General features: G+C 62.8%; 19 protein-coding genes and 1 tRNA gene. 18 read left to right on the forward strand and 2 right to left on the reverse strand.

Annotated elements, in window-relative coordinates; all coding sequences use genetic code 11:
* Window positions 1-9 precede the first annotated feature (9 nt).
* The 5 genes from BUB62_RS07935 (at window position 10) to BUB62_RS07955 (ending at window position 5,985) form a co-directional block, all read left to right on the forward strand.
* Window positions 10-1,185, forward strand: coding sequence for a 3-hydroxyacyl-CoA dehydrogenase NAD-binding domain-containing protein (locus tag BUB62_RS07935; RefSeq protein ID WP_073108366.1), 1,176 nt, complete (start codon window positions 10-12; stop codon window positions 1,183-1,185).
* Entirely contained in the window at window positions 1,166-1,627 is a 462-nt protein-coding gene (gene paaI, locus BUB62_RS07940) for a hydroxyphenylacetyl-CoA thioesterase PaaI (protein WP_073108369.1), read from the forward strand. The genes BUB62_RS07935 and paaI overlap by 20 nt, the downstream gene beginning before the upstream one ends.
* The gene (gene pcaF, locus BUB62_RS07945; RefSeq protein WP_073108370.1) at window positions 1,624-2,829 is read left to right on the forward strand and encodes a 3-oxoadipyl-CoA thiolase; all 1,206 of its coding nucleotides are present in this window, start codon (window positions 1,624-1,626) and stop codon (window positions 2,827-2,829) included. The genes paaI and pcaF overlap by 4 nt, the downstream gene beginning before the upstream one ends.
* A gap of 209 nt (window positions 2,830-3,038) precedes the next feature.
* Window positions 3,039-5,102 carry a phenylacetic acid degradation bifunctional protein PaaZ gene (gene paaZ / locus BUB62_RS07950; protein ID WP_073108373.1) on the forward strand — a complete coding sequence of 688 codons (2,064 nt, stop codon included), beginning with the start codon at window positions 3,039-3,041 and terminating at the stop codon, window positions 5,100-5,102.
* Window positions 5,103-5,211: 109 nt separating this feature from the next.
* Window positions 5,212-5,985, forward strand: a complete 774-nt coding sequence (locus BUB62_RS07955) for an enoyl-CoA hydratase/isomerase family protein (RefSeq protein ID WP_073108375.1) — start codon at window positions 5,212-5,214, stop codon at window positions 5,983-5,985.
* 104 nt (window positions 5,986-6,089) lie between these two features.
* Here the strand turns inward: BUB62_RS07955 and BUB62_RS07960 are convergent.
* A tRNA-Ile gene (locus BUB62_RS07960) sits at window positions 6,090-6,163 on the reverse strand.
* Between the two features lie 125 nt (window positions 6,164-6,288).
* On the opposite strand from BUB62_RS07960, the gene BUB62_RS07965 reads away from it, so the two are divergent.
* Window positions 6,289-6,939 (forward strand): HAD family hydrolase, encoded by a 651-nt coding sequence (locus BUB62_RS07965; RefSeq protein WP_073108378.1) that lies wholly within the window; start codon window positions 6,289-6,291, stop codon window positions 6,937-6,939.
* On the forward strand, window positions 6,911-8,146 hold the full coding sequence (locus BUB62_RS07970) for a site-2 protease family protein (RefSeq protein WP_234988651.1): 1,236 nt from the start codon (window positions 6,911-6,913) through the stop codon (window positions 8,144-8,146). Before BUB62_RS07965 ends, BUB62_RS07970 begins: the two co-directional genes overlap by 29 nt.
* A gap of 223 nt (window positions 8,147-8,369) precedes the next feature.
* Here the strand turns inward: BUB62_RS07970 and BUB62_RS07975 are convergent, their stop codons facing one another.
* The gene (locus BUB62_RS07975) at window positions 8,370-9,566 is read right to left on the reverse strand and encodes a phosphoglycerate kinase (RefSeq protein ID WP_073108380.1); all 1,197 of its coding nucleotides are present in this window, start codon (window positions 9,564-9,566) and stop codon (window positions 8,370-8,372) included.
* 366 nt (window positions 9,567-9,932) lie between these two features.
* Here BUB62_RS07975 and BUB62_RS07980 point away from each other — a divergent pair, with 366 nt between their 5' ends.
* The 11 genes from BUB62_RS07980 (at window position 9,933) to BUB62_RS08030 (ending at window position 22,082) form a co-directional block, all read left to right on the forward strand.
* Window positions 9,933-12,695 (forward strand): D-alanine--D-alanine ligase family protein, encoded by a 2,763-nt coding sequence (locus BUB62_RS07980; protein ID WP_073108383.1) that lies wholly within the window; start codon window positions 9,933-9,935, stop codon window positions 12,693-12,695.
* Window positions 12,696-12,906: 211 nt separating this feature from the next.
* Window positions 12,907-13,692, forward strand: a complete 786-nt coding sequence (locus BUB62_RS07985) for a PASTA domain-containing protein (RefSeq protein ID WP_073108385.1) — start codon at window positions 12,907-12,909, stop codon at window positions 13,690-13,692.
* 235 nt (window positions 13,693-13,927) lie between these two features.
* Complete coding sequence (locus BUB62_RS07990; protein ID WP_073108388.1) at window positions 13,928-15,835, forward strand: T9SS type A sorting domain-containing protein; 1,908 nt, start codon at window positions 13,928-13,930, stop codon at window positions 15,833-15,835.
* 74 nt (window positions 15,836-15,909) lie between these two features.
* Window positions 15,910-16,209, forward strand: coding sequence for a rhodanese-like domain-containing protein (locus BUB62_RS07995; RefSeq protein ID WP_073108390.1), 300 nt, complete (start codon window positions 15,910-15,912; stop codon window positions 16,207-16,209).
* A 441-nt stretch (window positions 16,210-16,650) separates the two neighbouring features.
* Window positions 16,651-17,103: a MarR family winged helix-turn-helix transcriptional regulator gene (locus BUB62_RS08000; RefSeq protein ID WP_073108393.1), complete on the forward strand. Its 453-nt coding sequence runs from the start codon at window positions 16,651-16,653 to the stop codon at window positions 17,101-17,103.
* Between the two features lie 47 nt (window positions 17,104-17,150).
* Window positions 17,151-17,582 (forward strand): organic hydroperoxide resistance protein, encoded by a 432-nt coding sequence (locus BUB62_RS08005; protein WP_073108396.1) that lies wholly within the window; start codon window positions 17,151-17,153, stop codon window positions 17,580-17,582.
* A 114-nt stretch (window positions 17,583-17,696) separates the two neighbouring features.
* Window positions 17,697-18,692: an NADP-dependent oxidoreductase gene (locus tag BUB62_RS08010; RefSeq protein ID WP_073108399.1), complete on the forward strand. Its 996-nt coding sequence runs from the start codon at window positions 17,697-17,699 to the stop codon at window positions 18,690-18,692.
* A gap of 124 nt (window positions 18,693-18,816) precedes the next feature.
* The gene (locus tag BUB62_RS08015) at window positions 18,817-19,131 is read left to right on the forward strand and encodes a putative quinol monooxygenase (protein ID WP_073108402.1); all 315 of its coding nucleotides are present in this window, start codon (window positions 18,817-18,819) and stop codon (window positions 19,129-19,131) included.
* Window positions 19,132-19,185: 54 nt separating this feature from the next.
* Complete coding sequence (locus BUB62_RS08020; RefSeq protein WP_073108405.1) at window positions 19,186-19,857, forward strand: type 1 glutamine amidotransferase domain-containing protein; 672 nt, start codon at window positions 19,186-19,188, stop codon at window positions 19,855-19,857.
* Window positions 19,858-20,082: 225 nt separating this feature from the next.
* Entirely contained in the window at window positions 20,083-20,442 is a 360-nt protein-coding gene (locus tag BUB62_RS08025; protein WP_073108408.1) for a hypothetical protein, read from the forward strand.
* Window positions 20,443-20,462: 20 nt separating this feature from the next.
* Entirely contained in the window at window positions 20,463-22,082 is a 1,620-nt protein-coding gene (locus BUB62_RS08030) for a PAS domain-containing protein (RefSeq protein WP_073108411.1), read from the forward strand.
* Window positions 22,083-22,229 lie beyond the last annotated feature (147 nt).

Consider the following 22,229-nt stretch of genomic DNA (forward strand, 5'->3'; position numbering starts at 1 on the left):
TCTCACCATATGACAATTGGAATAATCGGCAGCGGCGCGATGGGCGCGGGCATTGCGCAGGTGGTGGCCACGGCCAGCCATACGGTGCGCTTACTCGACCAGAACGCCGAGGCCCTGCAGCGGGCCGGGGCCGGCATTCAGGGCAGCCTCACCAAGCTGGCCGAAAAGGGCAAGCTGACGGCGGAGGCCGCGGCAGCTATTTTCGGGCGGTTGCACCTAACCCAGGATGTAGCAGACTTCGGCGACTGTGAACTGGTGCTCGAAGCCATTGTGGAAGATCTGGCGGTGAAGCAGCAGTTGTTTCGGGAGGTGGAAATGCTGGTTTCCGACACCTGCGTTCTGGCTTCTAACACGTCGTCCCTATCTATTGCCTCCATTGCGGCGGCCTGCCGGAAGCCGGAGCGGTTTATCGGCATTCACTTCTTCAACCCGGCTCCCATTATGCAGCTGGTGGAAATCATTCCGGCGGTGCAGACGCGAACGGGGCTGGCGGAGGAAGTGCGGGATTTGGTGCAGAGCTGGGGCAAGCTGCCGGTGCTGACCAAGGACACCCCGGGCTTTATCGTAAACCGTGTGGCCCGGCCATTCTATGGCGAGGCCATCCGCATCCTGGAAGAAGGTATTGCCGATATGGCCACCATCGACTGGGCGCTGACCGAGCTGGGCGGCTTCCGCATGGGCCCGTTCGCGCTGATGGACTTCATTGGCCACGACGTGAATTATCGGGTGACGGAGTCCGTGTTTGCCTCTTTCTTCTACGACCCGCGCTTCAAGCCCTCCTTCACCCAGAAGCGCCTGTTTGAAGCCGGCTACTACGGCCGTAAGTCGGGCCGGGGCTTCTACAGCTACGCCCCTGACGCCATCCAGCCCGAACCGAACCGCGACGAGCAACTGGGCCGCCTGATTCTAAACCGGGTGCTGGCCATGCTCATCAACGAGGCCGTGGACGCGCTGGCGCTGAACGTGGCTTCGCGGGAAGACCTGGAGCTGGCCATGACCAAAGGTGTCAACTACCCCAAGGGCCTGCTGGCCTGGGCCGACGAGCTGGGCCCCGAAAACGTGCTCCGGACGCTCGACGCGCTGTACGACGAATACCACGAGGACCGCTACCGCGCCAGCCCGCTGCTGCGGCGCATGGTGCGGGCTAAGCAGTCATTCATTTCGCATGAGCCAGCCGCCGTTTAGTCCGGGCGAATTGGCCGAGGCCGTGTTGGCGCGTATGCTCCACCACGACGCCTTCAGCCGGTGGCTGGGGCTGGAAGTGCTGGCCGTGGGGCCGGGTACCTGCCGCCTGCGCTTCGTCGTGCGCCCCGACATGCTCAACGGCTTCGGGGCCCTGCACGGGGGCGTGGTGTTTTCAGCGGCCGACTCGGCCTTCGCTTTTGCCTGCAACAGCCACGGCCGCCTCAGCGTGGGCCTCACCGTCACCATCGACCACCTCGAAGCCGGCCGCGCCGGCGACGTGCTGACCGTGGACGCCCGCGAGGAGCAGCTCAAGCACAAAGTCGGCGTGTACCAGGTGCGCGTCACCAACCAGCATGGCGTGGCTGTGGCCCTGTTCAAGGGCACCGCTTACCGCACCGGCACCGCCATTCTCAGTCTTCCCAACCCCGAACCAACCCCGTGAAACAAGCTTATCTAGTTGACGGCATCCGCACGCCCATCGGCAACTTCGGCGGTACCCTCTCCCCCATCCGCCCCGACGATATGGCCGCTTTGGTCCTGCGCGAGCTGCTGAAGCGCAACCCCACTGCCGAGCCGGCCGCCGTGGCCGACGTAATCATAGGCTGCGCCAACCAGGCCGGCGAGGACAATCGCAACGTGGCCCGCATGGCCCTGCTGCTGGCCGGCCTGCCCCCCACCGTGCCCGGCGAAACCGTGAACCGCCTCTGCGCCTCGGGCCTGTCGGCCGGCCTGGCCGCCGCCCGCGCCATCCAGTGCGGCGACGGCGACCTGCTGCTGGCCGGCGGCGTGGAAAGCATGACCCGCGCGCCCTACGTCACCTCCAAGCCCACCAAGGCCTTCGGTACTGACGCGAAGATGTTCGATTCCAGCTTCGGCTGGCGCTTTGTGAACCCGCGGATGGAGGAGCTCTACGGCACCGACGCCATGGGCGAAACCGCCGAAAACCTGGTGGACCGCGACGCCATCAGCCGCCAGGATCAGGACCAGTTTGCTTTGGCCTCCCAGCAGAAAGCCGCCGCCGCCCAACAGCGCGGCCGGCTGGCCCAGGAAATCGTGGGCGTGCCCATTCCCCAGCGCAAGGGCGAGCCGGTGCTCTTCGACCAGGACGAGTTCATGAAGCCCGACACCACGCTCGACGGCCTGGCCAAGCTCCGCCCCGCCTTCCGCAAAACCGGCTCCGTGACGGCCGGCAACGCCTCGGGCCTGAACGACGGCGCGGCAGCTCTACTTTTTGCCTCCGAAGACGGCCTGAAGCAGCACGGCCTCACGCCCAAAGCCCGCATCGTAAGCATGGGCGTGACGGGCGTGGAGCCGCGCATCATGGGCATCGGCCCGGTGCCGGCCTCGCAGCAAGCTTTGAAAAAGGCCGGCCTGACCCTGGACCAGATGGATATTATCGAGCTGAACGAAGCCTTTGCCGCCCAGAGTCTGGCCTGCATCCGCGCCTTTGGCCTTGCGGACAACGACCCGCGAATCAATCCCAACGGCGGGGCCATTGCCCTGGGCCACCCGCTGGGCATGTCGGGCGCCCGCCTGCTTAACACCGCCGCCCTGGAGCTGCATGAGCAGCAGAAGCGCTACGCCCTGGTTACCATGTGTATTGGCGTGGGGCAGGGCTACGCGGTGATTCTGGAGCGGGTATAGCACGCCTCACCCCCTAGCCCCCTCTCCGTGCCTCACCCCTAACCCCTCTCCGGGGGAGAGGGGGGACTAGCTTTAGCAAGTAGTTTTTAGATTTCGTCCTTCTTTCCACCCAAGTATAACTTCAACTCACGCCCAAAAACCAGCTTCCTGTCTATACTAAAGCTAGTTCCCCTCTCCTCCGGAGAGGGGCTAGGGGTGAGGCACCGACCATGACTACTCTCGAAAACTACACCCTCGGCCGCTGGACGCCCGGCGAGTCCGCCCCCCAGGAGTTGCTCGACGCCAGCACCGGCGAAGTCATTGCCCTGGCCAACACCGAGGGCTTCGACTACGAAGCCATTTTCCACTACGCCCGCACCGTCGGCAACCCGGCCCTGCGCCGGATGACCTTCCACGAGCGAGGCCGCATGCTCAAGGCGCTGGCCCTGCACCTGATGGAAAAGAAGGAGCAGTTCTACGCCCTGAGCGTACGGACCGGCGCCACCCGCGCCGACTCCTGGGTGGACATCGAAGGCGGCATCGGCAACCTGTTCGCCAACGCCTCCCTGCGCCGCAAGTTCCCGGACAAGCCGTTCTACGTGGAGGGCGAGCCGGTGGGGCTGAGCAAGGGCGGCACCTTCATGGCCCAGCACCTGATGGTGCCCCGGGAGGGTGTGGCCGTGCACATCAACGCCTACAACTTCCCGGTCTGGGGCATGCTGGAGAAAGTTGCAGTGAACCTGCTGGCCGGCATGCCGGCCGTGGTAAAGCCCGCCGTGCCCTCGGCCTACCTCACCGAGGCCGTCGTCCGCGAAATCATTGCCTCCGGCATCCTACCCGCCGGGGCCTTGCAATTGGTCGTCGGCTCGGGCCAGGGCATCCTCGACCACGTCAACTACCAGGACGTGGTGACGTTCACCGGCTCGGCTGCCACCGGTCGCAAGCTGCGGGCCCACCCGCGCATCGTGGAGGAGGCTGTGCCCTTTACCATGGAGGCCGACTCGCTGAACGCCGCCGTGCTGGGCCTCGACGCCAAGCCGGGCACGCCGGAGTTTGATTTGTTCGTGAAGGAAGTGCGTAAGGAGATGACCGGCAAGTGCGGGCAGAAGTGTACCGCCATCCGCCGCATCCTGGTGCCCGAAAGCCTGATCGACGACGTGCAGCTGGCCCTGGGCAAGCTGCTGGGGCAGACCACCATCGGCCACCCGCTGGCCGAGGGCGTGCGCATGGGGGCCCTGGCGGGCGTAGAGCAGCGGCAGCGCCTGCGCGAACAGGTGCGGCAGCTGGCCCAAAACACGCCCATCGTGTACGGCGACCTGGACGGCGGCGCGGAAGTGCTGGGCCAGGACCGCGGGGCCCACTTCGAGAAAGGCGCCTTCTTCTCCCCCATCCTGCTGCGCAACGACCAGCCTTTCCGTCACCTCGACTCCCACGAGCTGGAAGCCTTCGGCCCCGTCGCCACGCTGATGCCCTACAAGGACACCGACGAGGCCATCCGGCTCGTGAATATGGGCAAAGGCTCCCTGGTCTGCTCCCTGGCCACCAACGACCCGCGGATGGCCCAGGACTTCGTGCTGGGCGCGGCCACTCACCACGGCCGCATTCTGATTATCAATGAGGAAATGGCTAAGGAAAGCACCGGGCACGGCTCGCCCCTGCCCCTGCTCATCCACGGCGGCCCCGGCCGGGCCGGCGGCGGCCAGGAAATGGGCGGCATGCGCGGCGTGGAGCACTTCATGCAGCGCGTGGCGTTGCAGGGCTCCCCCACGATGATTACGGCCATTACGGAAGTGTATCAGCCCAAGGCAAAGCAGATCGAAAAGGACAAGCACCCCTTCCAGCACTACTTCGAGGAGCTGGAAATCGGGCAGACCTACACCACCCACAAGCACACCGTGACGGAGGCCGACATCAGCGCCTTCGCCCAGGTTTCCGGCGACAATTTCTACGCCCACGTCGATGAGACGTCCCTGGAAGGCACGCTTTTCACCGGCCGGGTGGCCCACGGCTACTACATCCTGAGCAAGGCCGCCGGCATGTTCGTGGACCCGCGCAAGGGCCCGGTGCTGCTCAACTACGGCCTCGACGAGTGCCGCTTCACCAAGCCCGTATACCCCGGCACCACCATCAGCGTGACGCTGACCGTGAAGGAGAAAATCGGCCAGGAGAAGCGCGACGCCGACGATGTGGCCAAGGGCATCGTGCGCTGGTACGTGGAAGTGACGGACCAGACCCAGGAAACCGTGGCCGTGGCTACGATTCTGACCATGGTTAGGAAAAAGAACCAGGAGTAATTTTTCACGCAGGGTTTCGCAGTGGATGGCGCGGTGTCTCGCAGTGTCGTTCAACAATACACTGCGAACCCCTGCGGTTTTACACCCCGAGACACTGCGTGAAATACATATGACCTATACCCTCACCGCCGGCCAGGTTACGACCGCCACCGATGCCCGCGGTATCACCACGGTTTCGTTTTTCCACCCTTCCCACAACTCCCTGCCCGGCGCGCTGCTGACGCAATTGGCCAACACCATTACGGCCGCCGGCCAGGATGTGGCCACCAAGGTCATCATCCTGCGCAGCGAGGGCGAGAAAACCTTCTGCGCCGGAGCCAGCTTCGACGAGCTGATGGCCATCCGCGACGAAGCCCAGGGCCTGGAGTTCTTCTCGGGCTTCGCCAAGGTCATCAACGCCTGCCGCACCTGCCCCAAAGTGATTGTCGGGCGGGTGCAAGGCAAGGCCATCGGCGGCGGCGTGGGCGTGGCCGCGGCCACCGACTACTGCTTCGCCACGGCCCAGGCCTCGGTGAAGCTCAGCGAACTGGTGGTCGGCATCGGGCCCTTCGTGGTGGGACCGGTAGTCGAATTGAAAATCGGCAGGGCCGCCTACGGGCAGCTGGCGCTGGATGCCGGCGAGTTCCGCAGCGCGGCCTGGGCCCAGGAAAAAGGCCTGTACGCCACCGTAGTGGAAACGGCCGCCGAGCTTGATGCCGCCGTAGATGCCTTTGCCGCCCGGCTGGCCACCTACAACCCCGAGGCCCTCACTGACCTGAAGCGCGTTATCTGGACCGGCACCGAAAGCTGGGACACCCTGCTCACCGAGCGCGCCGCCATCAGCGGCCGGCTGGTGCTGTCAGATTTCACCCGCCAGGCCATTCAGCATTTCAAGAGTAAGTAGGATTTGCTGCCGGTCCAGCGAATTTCATTTCGATTTCGACAGCATTTTTCAGGTATATCCAAAAGTAAAAACCCGCTTTACAAGACCGTAAAGCGGGTTTCTCGTGGGCCCAACTGGAATCGAACCAGTGACCTACTGATTATGAGTCAGTTGCTCTAACCAATTGAGCTATAGGCCCTTGTCTTTACCAGCTACTAGGTAGTTGGTTTCAGCTGTGCAAACTTCGACTTTTGCGGTGGAATTTGCAATTGCGCCGGGCAGGAAAAGCATTCTGTTTGCGCTTCAGCCCAACCCTTCCAGCTTATGCCAGACCAGCTGCCCAACCTGCTCTTCGATTTCGGGGGCGTGCTCATCAACATCGATTACGGCCTGACCGTGGAGGCCATGCGCCGGCACGGCAGCCCCATTGCCTTCACCCAGGCGGCCCAGGCTGAGCTGTTCGACCAGCTGGAAACCGGCCGCCTCAGTCCCGCCGAGTTTCGGGCGGGGCTCCGGCAGCACTACGGGCTGACGGCCACCGATGAGGAGCTGGACGCCGCCTGGAACGCCATGTTGCTGGATGTGCCGGCCGAGCGGCTGGCGTTGCTGGCCGACCTGCGGGACCAAGGCTACCAGACGGCCCTGCTATCCAATACCAACCAGATCCACATCCAGGAAATAAACCGCCGGCTCCGGGAGCAATACGGCCTGCGCCACGGCATTGCTGACTGCCTCGACCGGGTGTTTTATTCGCAGGAGGTGGGCCTGCGCAAGCCCGAGGCCGAAATATTCGGGCACGCGCTACGCGAAATGAACTGGCAGGCGGCAGAAACTCTTTTCATCGAGGACAGTTTTCAGCACATCGAAACCGCCCGCCGCCTGGGGCTGCATACGCTGTTTCTGGCCCCGCCCCTCACCCTCACCGACGCCCTTCCTGCTGCCCTCCGTGCCTTCCCCGCTCCTTCCCTTTCCTGACGCCGACGCACCTACAGCCGCCGACCACGACGACCTGACGCCCGAACAGCTGGGCTTCACCCGCTACGAAAAGCCCGAGCCGCCGCGCTGGCGCACGTATTCGCTGCATTTGCTGCTGTTCCTGCTCACTCTCACCACCACTACCCTGGCCGGCGCGGAGTGGATAACGGGCAAGGCCTTTTTCATCCAAGGGGCAGCATTCCGCTTCACGGGCTGGCTTACGGCGGCCGAAATCCGGGCGGGGCTGTGGTTTTCGCTGCCGTTTCTGGGCGTGCTCACGGTGCACGAGTTCGGGCACTACTTCACGGCCCGCCACTACCGGGTGCGGGCCACGCTGCCCTACTACATTCCGTTTTTCACCGGCTTCTTCAACACCATCGGTACGTTCGGGGCCGTTATTCGCATCAAGGACCGGATCTTCTCGCGCAAGGAGTTCTTCGATATCGGGCTGGCCGGGCCGCTGGCGGGCTTTCTGGTGGCCGTGCCGGTACTGATTTATGGCTTCACCCACCTGCCCGAGCCGCTGGAGTACATCTTCCGCATTCACCCCGAGTACCGCGTCTACGGCCCTGATTACGCGCAATATGTCTATCGAAACGGTGAGGCCATGACGCTGGGCCGCCCCCTGCTCTACCGCCTGCTCGAAGCCCTCTTCGCCGACCCCGCCCGCCTGCCCCACCCCAACGAGCTGATGCACTACCCGGTGCTGCTGGCCGGGGCGCTGGCGCTGTTCTTCACCGCCCTCAACCTGCTACCCATCGGCCAGCTCGACGGCGGCCACATTCTCTACAGCCTGCTGGGTTTCCGACGCTTCAACCGCCTGTCCGTCACGCTGTTCATTGGGTTTATTTTCTACGCCGGGCTGGGGCTGTTTTCCCTGCACAGCTCTGCTGATACCTGGCTTTATTGGGGCGTACCGTACTTATTGTACCTGTTTCTGGTGTTCCGTAAAACCCTGCCTACGCCGCGCCGGGGGCTGCTGCTGGCGCTGGGCGTCTTCGCGGCGCAACTGGCCGTGTCGCAGGCGGTGCCGGGCATTCAGGGCAATCCGGGCTGGCTGGTATTCGGGCTGCTGCTGGGCCGCGTGATGGGCATTTTCCACCCCCAGGCCCCTGATGAGCGCCCCTTGAGCCCCGGCCGCAAAGTGCTGGGCTGGCTGATGCTGGTGATTTTCGTGCTCTGCTTCTCGCCTTCGCCGTTCGGGTGAGTGCCTCACCCCCGGCCCTTCTCCCGAGGACAGGGGAGCCGAACGGCGCTAACGAATAAAAGCCACCTGCTTCGCAGCAGGTGGCTTTTACATTCAACGACATCCTGAGTTTACGCTTGGGGCGGGGTCGGAGGCGCAAGCCGACGCCCCCGCGCCGTCCGCGCCATCAGGCTCCCCTCTCCCTTAGGAGAGGGGCCGGGGGTGAGGCCCGCGGGGCCACAAATTACCGCCCCTCCAGCGCCGCCACGCCGGGCAGCTCCTTGCCTTCCATATACTCCAGCAACGCGCCGCCGCCGGTGCTGATGTAGCTCACCTGGTCGGCAAAGCCCATCTGGGTGACGGCCGCGGCCGAGTCGCCGCCGCCGATGAGGCTAAACGCGCCGTTGGTGGTGGCTTCGGCAATGGCGCGGGCCACAAACTCGGTGCCCACCGAGAAGTTGCGCATCTCAAACACGCCCATCGGGCCATTCCACAGAATGGTTTTCGACTGGCGGATGATGGCCGCGAACTGCTCGCGGGCATCGGGGCCGATGTCGAGGCCCATCCAGCCGTCGGGGATGTGGTGGTTGGCGGCCACGTCGATGTCGGCATCGTTGGCAAATTTGTTGGCGATGATGGAGTCGCCGGGCAGCACCAGCTGCACGCCTTTGGCCTTGGCCTTCTCAATGAGGCTGGTGGCCAGATCAATCTTGTCGGCTTCGAGCAGGGAGCTGCCGATGCTGCCGCCCTCGGCCACTGAGAAAGTATAGGACATGCCGCCACCAATAATCAGGTAGTCAACCTTATCCAGCAGCTGCTCAATCAACTCAATCTTATCCGAAATCTTGGCCCCACCCATGATGGCGGTGAAGGGCCGCTCGGCGTTTTCGAGCACGCGCTTGGCGTTTTCCAGCTCGCTCTGCATGAGCAGGCCGGCCACGCGGGTTTCGGGCGTGAAATACTGGGCCATTACGGCGGTGGAGGCGTGCCGGCGGTGGGCCGCGCCGAAGGCATCGTTCACATACACGTCGCCGAGCTTGCTGAGCTTTTCGGCGAAGGCGGCATCGCCTTTTTCCTCTTCGGGATGGAAGCGCAGGTTGTCGAGCAGCAGGATTTCGCCGGGCTGCAGGCCAGCGGCCAGCTGCGCCGCTTCGGCCCCGATTACGTCGTCGGCGAACTTCACTTTCGTGCCGTATTCCTGCTCCAGCCGGACCAGGATATTGCGCAGCGAGTTCTTTTTGTCGGGGCCGCCTTTGGGCCGGCCCATGTGCGAGAGAAGCACCACGGAGCCGCCATCGGCCAGAATCTTTTTGATGGTGGGCGTGGCCATGCGGATGCGCGTGTCGTCGGTGATGCGCAGGTCGGCATCGAGCGGCACGTTGAAATCGACGCGCACCACGGCACGCTTGCCGGCAAAGTTGAACTGGTCCAGGGTTTTCATGGGAAAGAATGAGGGTGGAAAGGCGTATACGGCTTCGGGCCGCGTAGTTCGGCAGATTTGCGCTGCCAAGCAAGACGGAGCATCTGTCATCCCTTATCTGTCATCCTGAGCAGAGCGAAGGACCTTCCTCTGATAAGTGACAAGTCCCTTTAAATGAGCAAAGCCCTTTACCATGCGCTGATAAAGGGCGTTGGGCGTTGAAATATAATTTCAGGGCTCAAAGAGGAAGGTCCTTCGCTCTGCTCAGGATGACAGTTAGTATTGCAGCCATCAACCCAGGAGATGCTTCGGCTTCGCTCGGCATGACGTTCTGCAGCTGTCGGCAACTACCGCCATTCTGTTTTACCCCGTACCTTTGCTGCACGTATGAAAATAGGCATCTTCTTCGGCGGCCCGTCGCGTGAGCGGGAAATTTCTTTCGCGGGCGGCCGCACCGTGTACGACAACCTGGACAAGGCCCTGTTTCAGGCCGTGCCCATCTTTGTCGATAGCCGGGGCAACTTCATCCTGCTCGACTGGCACTACATCTACAAGGGCACCATCCGCGACTTTTACCCACCCGTGGCGGCGCTGCCGGCCTCCGAGCACCAGCTGCAGGTGTACATGGAAAGCCTGGGGGCGCTGGGCACCGCGGAGCAGGATGCCATCATCGCGGAAGTGGGCCGGCGCGTGCTGCCCCACGAGCTGCCCGAGCTGATGGACTTCGCCTTTCTGGCCCTGCACGGGCCCGGCGGCGAAGACGGCGCCATTCAGGGTCTGCTGGAGTGGTACGGCATTCCGTATTCCGGATCGGGCATTCTGGCTTCGGCATTCGGCATCGATAAAATCGCGCAGAAAAAGCTGCTGAAAGCGCTGGGCAAGCCCACGCCCGACTTCCGCACCATCACGGCCGAGGAATGGGACACGGCTGACCGGGGCGCCCTGCTGAACTACCTGACCCGCGAGCTGGGCCTGCCGCTGGTGTTTAAAGCGCCGCGCCAGGGCTCCAGCATCGGCATCAGCATCCTGCGCGAGCCCACGCCGGCGCAGTTTGCGGCGGCTGTGGAGCGCAGCCTGTTCCGCAAAACCGTGACCCGCGACGACTGGCACCGCCTCGGCGCGCAGGACAAAATCGTGTGGGTGCAGCACCTGACGGATATCCGCGAGGGCATCGGCCTGCCGGTAACGCTGTCAATTAGTGATGAGCAGTTAGTAGCTGATCATACTACTGGCATGCGGCAGGAGCCGGGCCTCATCTATCATCCGGAGGCCTTGCTGCAGGCGCTGGACCTGGCTTTCGGGGCCACCGGCTCGGTTTTGCTGACCAACGTGGACGGCGAGGCGCAGGTGCTGGTAGAGTCGTTTGTGGCGGGGCGCGAGTTTTCGTGCATCGTGGTGGAAGACCCCGACGGCAACCCACTGGCGCTGCCGCCGACGGAGATTGTGAAGGGCGAGGAAATGTTCGACTATCGCTCGAAATACCTGCCCGGCCTGGCCCGCAAAATCACCCCGATTGACCTGCCCGAGGCCGAGATTCAGCGCATTCGCGAGGCCTGCGAGGAGATGTTCCGCACGTTCGGCTTCCAGGTATACGCGCGTTTGGATGGGTTTCTATCGAAAGACAATCAGCTGTTTCTGAATGATCCGAACACGACTTCGGGCATGCTGCCGGCGTCGTTTTTCTTCCACCAGGCGGCCGAAATCGGGCTGAATCCGTCGCAGTTCCTCACCTACCTGATTCGCACCTCGCTGGCGGCGCGGCGGCGGGCTGGCATGAAGCCGGTGCAGCTGGGCACGCTCGTGCAGCAGCTGGACGCGGCCGTGGCCGCCCGCCAGCAGCACGAGCAGGAGCGCACCAAAGTAGCCGTGATTATGGGCGGCTATTCCTCGGAGCGCCACATTTCGGTGGAAAGCGGCCGCAATATTTACGAGAAGCTCAGCTCCAGCATCAAGTACGAGCCGGTGCCGGTGTTCCTGACCGGCAACAGCCAGGAGTTTCGCCTCTACGTGCTGCCCATCAACGTGATGCTGAAGGACAACGCCGACGACATTCGGGAGAAAATAGAGCACGCCGAGGCAGGCCATGGCCTGCATCCGGTGCTGGAGCGCATCCGCCGCGAGGCCAGCGCCATTACCAGCACCTACGCCGGCCAGCCCACGGCTCAGCCGCGCCGAATCTCGTTTGAGGAGCTGGCCCAGGAGGTCGATGAGGTGTTTATTGCCCTGCACGGCCGCCCCGGCGAAGATGGGGCCTTGCAACAGGAGCTGGAAAAGCTGGGCCTGCCCTACAACGGCTCGGGCGTGGAAAGCAGCAGCATCACCATCAATAAGTTTGAAACCAACCGCCGCCTGCGCGAAGCCGGCCTGCGCGTGGCCGAGCACCGCATGGCTGCCCGCCTGGAGTGGCAGGCCGATGCAGAAAGCTTCTACCGCAGCCTCGAAACGCAGTTTCCCTACCCCTTCATCGCCAAGCCCGCCGACGATGGCTGCTCCTCGGCGGTGAAGAAAATCAAGAACCGCGCGGAGCTGGCAGCCTTCAGCCAGCTCATTTTCCGCCGGCAGGAAGAACTGATGCCGGAGCCGGCCACGGTGCTGAATCTGGGCTTCAAGGAGGAGTTTCCGCAGAAGGATGCCTTTCTGGTTGAAACCCTGATTTCGCGCGACGGTGCCCGCCATTTTCTCGAAGTCACGGGCGGGCTGCTCACGCACTGGCAGGCGGATGGCACGCTGGGCATCGAAGTATTCGAAGCCTCCGAAGCCCTGGCTACCGGCGAAGTGCTGAGCCTGGAAGAGAAGTTTCTGGCCGGCGAAGGCCAGAACATCACCCCGGCCCGCTATGCTCCAGAGTCTGCTGAGCGTCAGCGCATTTCGGATGAGGTGAAGGCCGAACTGAAGCGCGTGGCCGAAGTGCTTAACATTCAGGGCTACGCCCGCATCGACGCCTTCGTGCGGGTGCGCGGAGAGGCTGAATTTGGCGGCGCAGTGGAGGTCATCATCATCGAGGTAAACTCCCTGCCCGGCATGACGCCCGCCACCTGCATCTTCCACCAAACCGCGCTCAGCGGCTACACGCCCTACGATTTTATTGACCGAATTCTGGAGTTCGGCAAGGAGCGGAACGAGAAGCTCTCTTTAGGAGCTAGGAGTTAGGAGTTAGAAAACTAGCTCCCCTCCTTTTTTCAAGGAGGGGTTGGGGGTGGTTCCGTCGTTGAACGACAGCTAGCTCTAGCAACCACCCTCAACCCCTCCTTGAAAAAAGGAGGAGAGCTTAGCTCCAGCCTTACCTCCAAAATACGTTCCTGCCTCCTACCTTTCCCACCCGATTCCAACTCCTAAGTCCCAGCTCCTAGCTCCTTTTTCAATGTCCTTTCTCAAATCCGACACCCCGGCCGACCTGCTTAAGCACCTGCTGGTTATTGCGGCCATTGGGGCGACGCTGCTGTTTGGCTTCTTCTTCGTGTACTTGCCCATCACCACCAATCACGGCGAAACCATCGTGGTGCCTAAAGTGACCGGCATGCAGCAGGAAGCCTTGGAAGACTACCTCGACGAGCGCAACCTGCGCTTTTTCGTGGACGACAGCAGCTACAACCCCAGCATCCGGCCCGGCACGGTGCTCACCCAAGACCCCGCCCCCGGCGAGCGGGTGAAGGAAGACCGCAAGATTTACGTGTCGGTGAGCATGAAAAACCCGCCCGTCATCAAGATGCCGAAGCTGCTGGATGGCTCGGTGAAAAATGCCCAGATGATTTTGCGCAGCTACGATCTGGTGGTGGGCGAAATCAGGCTGGTGGCGGATGTGCGGCAAAACCAGGTGCTGAAGCAGCTGGTGGGCGGCAAGGAAATTGCGGCCGGAGCCCCCATCACCAAAGGCACCCGCGTGGATCTGGAAGTGGGCGACGGTCTGGGCAACCAGGAGTTTCCGGTGCCTAACGTGGTGAATATGCCCCAGGATGAGGCCACTACCCTGCTGGTAGGCCAGGGTCTGCAGGTGGGCGAAATCTTCTATCAGCCCGCCGAGGAGGGCCAGACTGATGGCAGCGTGGTGAAGCAGCGCCCCGTGGCCGCGCCCGGCGCCACCATTCGCATGGGCCAGCTCGTGGATCTATGGATTGCGGGCCAGGCACCTTTGAAGGCCGTAGAGTAGCATCTTACTTACTAAAAGAACGTCATTCCGAGCGCAGCTGAGGAATATCGTGGGCTGACGTTGGATTACTAATCTGACATCAGCACGCGATATTCCTCGGCTGCGCTCGGAATGACGTTCTTTTAATAACGTACCACATGCTTTGGTAAGTCAAGCCAACTTTTCCGACGCACTTCCGGCCGAATAAGAAATTTTCCCGCTGCCCCACTCGTTGGGTTTGCGTAAACTACCGTCTATGATCTGCCTGAAATCATTACGCAAGCCGCTGTTCATCTTTTCGTTGCTGCTGCCGCTGGCCGGCCGTGCCCAGCTGGTGCAGCCCCTGCCCACCGACCCCGGCCGGGCCGCCGCGCTGGCCGCGCAACCCAACGCCGCCTCGCGCCCCGCCGCTCTGGCCCTACCGTTTTTCGACGATTTCTCGCTGCAGCGCGAAGGTCCGCCGAACAATGCGCGTTGGGTGGCGGGCGGCGGGGTGCTGGTGAATAACCGCTTCGCGCTGGCCCCGCCCTCGCGCGGCGTTGCCTCCTTCGATGGGCTAAACGGCCGGGGCCAGCCCTACGGCACGCTCTACAGCGACACCGACACGCTCACCTCCCAGCCCATCGACCTGAGCACGCTCACGGCCACCGACCGGGTTTTTCTGAGTTTTTTCTACCAGGTGGGCAATATTTACTCGCAGCCCTCAACCAACAGCAGCTCGCGGCCGGTCTTTATCGAGGTGCAGTTTAAGGACAACAACGGGCGCTGGCAGCAGGTATGGGTGCTGCGCAGCCAGGGCCGCCGCACTGACTTTCGGCAGAAGCTGCTGGCCGTGGACCAGGCCCGCTACCTGCACGCCAACTTCCAGTTTCGCTTTCACACCTCCGGCTACCAAAGTACGGCTAACGGCAACGACAGTTGGAGCGTGGACTACGTGAAGCTGGACCGCAACCGCTCCGCCGCCGACTCGTCGTACCGCGACATTGCCACCAGCACCCCGCTTACCAGCCTGCTGAAGCGCTTCACGGCCATGCCAGTGTGGCAATACAACGCCAACCCCACGCCCGCCAACGAGCTGAACGACCAGACCCAAACCACCATCAACAACCTGGATATTGGCCCCCAGCCTATTCCGATTGACTGGCGCGGCACGGTGCAGGTGCTGCCGGCCGGACCGGTGGTGCCATTCCGCACCGTTAGCCAGGGCATCAATGCCTCGGCGCGGCAGGTGGTGCTCAGCGGCAGCGTGCGCAACGCCCCGATTCCGGTGACGCCGGCCGAAAAAACCATCCGGCACACCATTGCGCTGGTGCCGCTGGCCGGCGTCGATCCGCTGACGGTTCCCAACGACAGCATTTCGCGCGTCACGGAGCTGCGCAACTTCTACGCCTACGACGACGGCTCGCCCGAGGGCACCATCGACTTTTTCCCCTTCACCAGCGGGCCGCCGCACTTCTACGCCCTGCGCTACGACCTGAACGCCAACGACCAGGTGCGCAGCCTGCGCATCTACCCCATTTTGCCCGAAGCCGCCGGCCGCACCATCACGGCCAACGTGTGGGACAGCCAGGGCCAGGGCACCGATCTGCGCCCTACCGATACACCCAAGGCCAGCCAGAGCTTCGTTATTCCGGCCACGCTGCCGGCCGGGCAGCGCTTTTTGGAAATTAATTTTGCCGCGCCGGTGCCCGTGAGCGGCACTTTCTTCGTGGGCTACGGCCGCGGGCCGATTGGCGGGCAGTATGCGCCCATGGGCCTCGACCTGAACAACGCGCCGCCCACCGACTACTTTTTTGCCAACGAAACCGGCCAGTGGAAAACCTACACCACCGACCAGTTCAGCGCGGGCAAAACGCCGGCCGGCGCCATTATGATGCGCCCGGTGATGACCAACAACCAAACTACTACCGCCAGCGCCGACCCCACGGTGGCGGCCGCCTTCAGCCTCTACCCCAACCCCAGCACGGGCCGGGTGCGGGTGCAGGGCCACTACGCCCGCGCCGCTGTGCTCGACGCGCTGGGCCGCCCCGTGTGGGCGCAGCCCGCCGCCCAACTGGGCCAGCCGGAGCTGGATTTGCGCCCATTGGCCGCCGGCGTGTATCTGGTGCAGCTCACGTTGCCCACCGGCCTCACCGTCACCAAGCGCCTGGTGCTGGCCCGCTAGGCCGCCGCTTTTACCGGAAATTCTTATTGTTGCGGCACCAATTGCCACCCATTCCAACCCCTCCACCACCAACCATGACCGACATCACCCCCGACGAGCTAAAGCAGCGCCAGGCCCAGGGCCAGCAACCCATCATCATCGACGTGCGCGAAACCTGGGAAAACGAGGAAGGCCGCATCGACGGCAGCCAGAATATTCCGCTGGGCACGCTGCCCGATAAAGTACACGACTTGGAGGAGCTGAAAGACCAGGAAATCATCGTGCATTGCAAGGGCGGCGGCCGCTCGGCTTCAGCCAAGGCGCTGCTGGTGCAGCACGGCTTCAAGAATGTGCGCAACCTGCTCGGCGGCTTTCAGGCCTACCAGAAGGCTTAGCGCTGACCGGTTTTATGATTCCTCCGGCGTCGGAGCCTTGCCCGCGGGCAAGGCTCCGACGTTTTTTTGTGGCCACCGCAGTTTTTCCCAAAAGCTCTGGAACCCAGGCAGCCACACAGCGAAAACCAATTTTCAGCCATATCCATCCTGAAATACAAGGCCGCATAGCGGCGACAGGTTTGTAGATTATTGCGCATCAAGCAATTCAAAAGCCGCGTAGCGGTGACAGAAACGCCTGAACGGCTCTGTCACCGCTACGCGGCTTTGTGCTATATACCGGGTGGGTTACTACAAACCTGCCGCCGCGCTGCGGCTTTGTTGAAAGATAGATTGACGATGATATTTATTTCTGTCAATCAGTAGTTTGACTTGTTTCTTATCTGTTTAGTTGTGCACAATTAAACATTACGCAACCAAACGCCGTTATCCATTCCGAAACCCATGAGCAAGTCCACTCCCGCCCCATCCGATACGCCGTTTCAGAAGTTGGAAAACCAGCTTTGCTTCCCGATTTACGCCGTGTCGAGGATGCTGACCAAAGCCTACCAGCCTTATCTGCAGGCTTTGGATCTTACCTATCCGCAATACTTGGTGTTCATGCTGCTCTGGGAGCATACCGAGCTGACGGTGAAGGAGCTGGGCGAAAAGTTGCTGCTCGATTCGGGCACGCTCACGCCGCTGCTCAAGCGCATGGAGCAGAAGCAGTGGCTCAGCCGCCGCCGCGACCCGCGCGACGAGCGTTCCGTCATTATCAGTCTGCTGCCGGCCGGGCGCGCCATGCAGCAGCAAGCCTGCCATATACCTCAGCAGATGCTGGAAAAGCTGGCCATGACCCCCGCGAAGTTTGAGGCGCTGCGCCTGCAGCTCCAGACCTTACTTACCCAGCTTGCCTAATCCGGGCCGGCTGTTTTTCTCACTTCCTCCTCTTCTTTTTCTTTCTGATGAAAATCAACAAAGTCTTCACGGCCCAGGCCAAAGTTAAAGGTGGCCGCGACGGCCAGGTTACGTCCCACGACCAGGTTATCGATCTGGCCCTGAGCACGCCCCGCGAAATGGGCGGCCCCGGCAAGCCCAACGCTACCAACCCCGAGCAGCTGTTTGCCGCCGCCTATTCTTCCTGCTTCGAAGGTGCGCTGGGCGTAGCTGCCCGCCAGGCCAAAGTGAAGCTCGACGGCGTGACGGTGGAAGCCCTGATCGGCTTCGGCCAGGCCGAAGACGGCGGCTACGGCATCTCCGCCGACTTGCACATCAACATCCCCGGCCTGGAGCAGGCTCAGGCCGAAGAGTTGGTGCAGGCCGCCCACGGCATCTGCCCCTACTCCCGCGCCACCCGCGGCAACATTGAAGTAACCCTCACCACCACAACCAATTGAGGTGAAATGGTGACTTAGCGACTTAGTGAGTTGATGTTCAATCCGCGCATGTGGCGCAAACCGAACATCAACTCACTAAGTCGCTAAGTCACTATTTCACCTTTCCCCCGAGCTATGCAAAACCAAACCATTGTGCTGGCTAGCCGCCCCCAGGGGGTGCCTACCGCCGAGCAGTTCCGATTTGAAACCAGCGAAACACCCCGGCCCGCTGCGGGCCAGGTGCTGCTCAAAACGCGCTACGTATCCGTGGACCCGTATATGCGCGGCCGGATGAGTGCGGCTAAGTCGTATGTGGCGCCGTTTGAGGTGGGCCAGCCGATATCGGGCGGCGTGGTGGCCGAGGTGGTGGAAAGCCAGAATGCGGCCTTTCCGGTGGGCAGCACGGTGGTGGGCAATCTGCCCTGGCAGCGCTACAGCCTCTCCGACGGCCAGGGCCTGAACCGGATTCCGACCGACCAGGCCCCGGTGAGCTATTTTCTGGGCGTGCTGGGAATGCCGGGCCTGACGGCCTATTTCGGCCTGCTCGACATTTGTCAGCCCAAGGCCGGCGAAACGGTGGTAGTATCCGGCGCGGCCGGGGCCGTGGGCATGGTGGTGGGCCAGCTGGCCAAAATTCAGGGCTGCCGCGTCATCGGCACGGCCGGCTCCGACGAGAAAGTGGCGTATCTGAAGCAGCTGGGCTTCGATGAGGCCATTAATTACAAGACCGCCAACATCGCTGAAGCTTTGGCCGCCGCCGCTCCCGCCGGCATCGACTGCTACTTCGACAACGTGGGCGGAGCCATCACGGATGCCGTGTATGACCTGCTCAACAAACACGCCCGCATTGCCCTCTGCGGCCAGATTTCGACCTACAACGCCACCGAAACGCCCGTGGGGCCGCGCCCGGAGGGCAAGCTGCTCAAAACCAGCGCGCGGCTCCAAGGCTTTATCGTGAGCGACTACTACCGCCGCTGGCCTGAGGGCGTGCAGCAGCTCACCGAATGGTACGCCCAGGGCAAGCTACAGGCCGAGGAAACCATTACCGAGGGCTTCGACCAGATTCCGGCGGCTTTCCTGGGTTTGTTCAGCGGCGAGAATACCGGCAAAGCCATCGTGAAAGTGGCCTAACCTCATTTTCACGCAGTGTTTCGGGGTGGATAATCGCAGGGTTTCGCAGTGGACCGTTGAACGACACTGCGAGACACTGCGATTATCCACCCCGAGACACTGCGTGAAACAACTCCTCAACAACATGAATAACCAAGCCGAAATCTACTGCGTGGCCGCCGAGTGGCTGGTGCAGCCCGAGCACGTTGAAACCGTACGCGGCCTGCTGATCGAAGCGGCCGCCGCCGTGCGCCGGCACGAGCCCGGCAACCTGCTCTACATCGCCCACGAGTCGGCGGAGGAGCCCGGACGCTTTTTCGTGTATGAGCAGTATGCCAATCAGGAGGCGCAGATAGCGCACCGCGCCGCGCCGCATTTTCAGGAGCTGGTGCTGGGCCGGATCGTGCCGCTGCTGGCCGAGCGCAAAACCTCTTTTTACCGCCTGCTGCCCACGCAGTAGCCGTTTTTGGCTTTTCCAATTCTTTCCTTTTCCGTTTCTCCTAGCCCCCTTCTCATGAACATTCTAATGGTATTGACCTCCCACGATCAGTTGGGCAACACGGGTCACAAAACTGGTTTCTGGCTGGAAGAATTCGCCGCGCCCTACTACGTGTTCAAGGATGCCGGCGCGACGCTCACCCTGGCTTCTCCCGCCGGTGGTCAGCCGCCCCTCGACCCCAAGAGCGACGATGCCAGTGCCCAAACCGAGGCCACCAAGCGCTTCAAGGCCGATGCCGACGCCCAGAAGGCCCTGGCCAGCACCGTACCGCTCGCCTCGGTTTCCGCCGCTGATTTTGATGCCGTATTCTACCCCGGCGGCCACGGTCCGCTCTGGGATCTGGCCGAAGACAAGAAGTCGATTGAGCTGATCGAAACCATGTATGCCGCCGGCAAGCCCGTGGCGGCCGTGTGCCACGCGCCCGGCGTGCTGCGCCACGCCAAAGCCGCCAACGGCGAGCCGCTGGTGAAAGGCAAATTGGTGGCCGGCTTTACCAACACCGAGGAAGCCGCCGTGCAGCTGACCGATGTAGTGCCATTTTTAGTGGAAGACATGCTGAAGCAAAACGGCGGCGACTATTCGAAAGGGGCCGATTGGGCACCGTACGTCGTGAAAGCCGGCAACCTGATTACGGGTCAGAATCCGGCTTCGTCGGAGCCGGCCGCTGAGGAGCTGCTGAAGAAGTAGTTTCAGCCCCTTTCGGTGCTAAAAAGCCGCCCCGGCCGCACCTGTTTCAGGTGCGGCCGGGGCGGCTTTTTGGTTTGCAGGTCCCGAGCCAGGCCACCGGCATTCAGGCCACGCGGCAGCTCCCGGACGGGGTACTTCCTACCTCCTGATTGAGTACCTTTGATTTCGCGCCTTTTGGGTAGAATTTCCCTTGCGGCTTTGGCCCGAAGGCGCTCTACTTACCCTATGTCTGACCTGTTATTCGACGTGAACCTGCAGCAAGTGCCCGATCAGTACCTCAACGGTACGTGGCGGGTGGCGGAGCGCGTACTGAGTCAGGCCAGCCCGACCACTACGCTGGCCCAGGCCACGCAGTTGCATTTGCAGCCCGGCGTATTGCAGGTGCACACCCCTACCAGTCAGGCCGATGGCAGCTGGAGCGTGAACCGCGACGAGCGGCTGAGCCGCCCCTACCTGGAGTTGCACACCACCGATGAGGCCACCACGGCCCTCATCACCCGCCTGCGCCGCTCCACCGATGGCCTGCAGAGCGCCCTCACACTGTATTTTCAAACCGGGATGGAGCTTCAGCTCGTGCAATCCTGATCATTCAACCAGCTTTTCCCATGCCCGCCTTCACCGACACGATCAGCTACGACCACCTGCAAACCGCGGTAGCCGCCGCCGGCATCGGCACCTGGGATCTGAACGTGACGACCGGCGAGCTGGTGTGGTCGGAGCGCTGCAAAGAGCTGTTTGGGCTGCCCGCCGATGCTCACATCGACTACCCGCGGTTTCTGGAGCGCCTCCACCCCGATGACCGGGCCGCCACCGAGGCGGCCGTGCAGCAGGCGCTGAGCCCCGCCGGCGTGGGTCTGTTCGACATTGAGTACCGCACCGCCCCGCCCACCGCCGGGGCCGCGCAGCCCACGCGCTGGATCCGGGCTACCGGCCGCGCTTTCTTCGATGCCGACCACACGCAGGCCCTGCGCCTCATTGGCACCGTCGCCGACGTGACAACGGCCAAAACCGCGGCGCTGCGCTTCCAGTTGCTGGCCGATAACGTACCCGTCACCATCGTGGTGGCCGACGCGGCCGGGCAGATTCAGTACGCCAACCAGCAGCTGCTCGACTACACGGGCCTCACGCAGCAGGAGCTGGCTCAGCACTGGGCCACGCTCATTCATCCCGACGACCTATCGGCCGCGGCCGGCACCTGGGCCCGCGCCCTGCAAACCGGCGAGCCCTACGAGCTGGAATACCGCCTGCGCCGGGCTGATGGCGAGTACCGCTGGATGCTCAGCATCACCCGCCCCAGCCTGGGCCCCGACGGCCGCCCCAGTCTGTGGGTGAGCAGCAGCCTGGATATTCACGAGCGCCGCGCCACCACGCATAATCTGGCCCAACTGCTGGCTTCCAATCTGATCGGCATCATATTCTGGGATCTGGACAACCCGCTGGTGATGGATGCCAACGACCAGTACCTGAGCATTATCGGCTACTCGCGAGAGGAGCTGCGGGCCGGCCTCATCAACTGGCAGACCATGACACCGCCCGAGTTTGCCGCCCTTGATGAGCAGGCAACAGCCGAGCTGGACCGCACCGGCACGCACCGGCCCTACGAGAAAGAGTATGTTCACAAAGACGGCCGGCGCGTAGCCGTGCTGCTGGGGGGCTCTTTCACCGAGCCCGGCACCACGCGCAAGGGTATTTCCTTCTGCCTCGATATCACGGCCCAAAAGGAAGCCCAGCGCCTGGCCGATGTGCGGGAGCGGGAGTTTTCGGCCATGGCCAACAGCATTTCCCAGCTGGCCTGGATGGCCGAGCCCGATGGCCACATTTTCTGGTACAATGCCCGCTGGTATGAGTATACGGGCACCACGCTGGAGGAAATGGTGGGCTGGGGCTGGTCAAAGGTGCATCACCCCGACCATATCGAGCGGGTACTGACGGCCGTGAAAGAGTGGTGGTCGGTGCCCGAGCCCTTCGAACTGACCTTCCCCCTGCGCGGCCGCGACGGACAGTACCGCTGGTTTCTGACCCGCGCCGTGCCCATTCTGGACGAGCACGGCGCGATTTTGCGCTGGTTCGGCACCAATACCGACGTTACCCAAATGCGCCAGCTCCAGGACCAGCTGGAGCGCTCCTACCAAGATCTGGAGCTGAAAGTGACTTTCCGCACCCTGCAGCTGGAGCAGCAGGTACAGGAGCTGCAGGCTCAGCTGGCAGCGCTGAAAGCAAAGTAGCGCGGAAGTTTGTTCCGCGACGAGCACCGCGAGTTGCCCGCGTTGGGACCATCCACCAACCAGAAAAACGCCCCAAAAACAGTTCCTTCCGATACTCGGCCGCCCTGGGTGCTCCTGTTTTAGGCGCGGCGGGGGCGGCTTTTTGGT

This window comes from Hymenobacter daecheongensis DSM 21074 (assembly GCF_900141805.1).
Lineage (GTDB): Bacteria > Bacteroidota > Bacteroidia > Cytophagales > Hymenobacteraceae > Hymenobacter > Hymenobacter daecheongensis.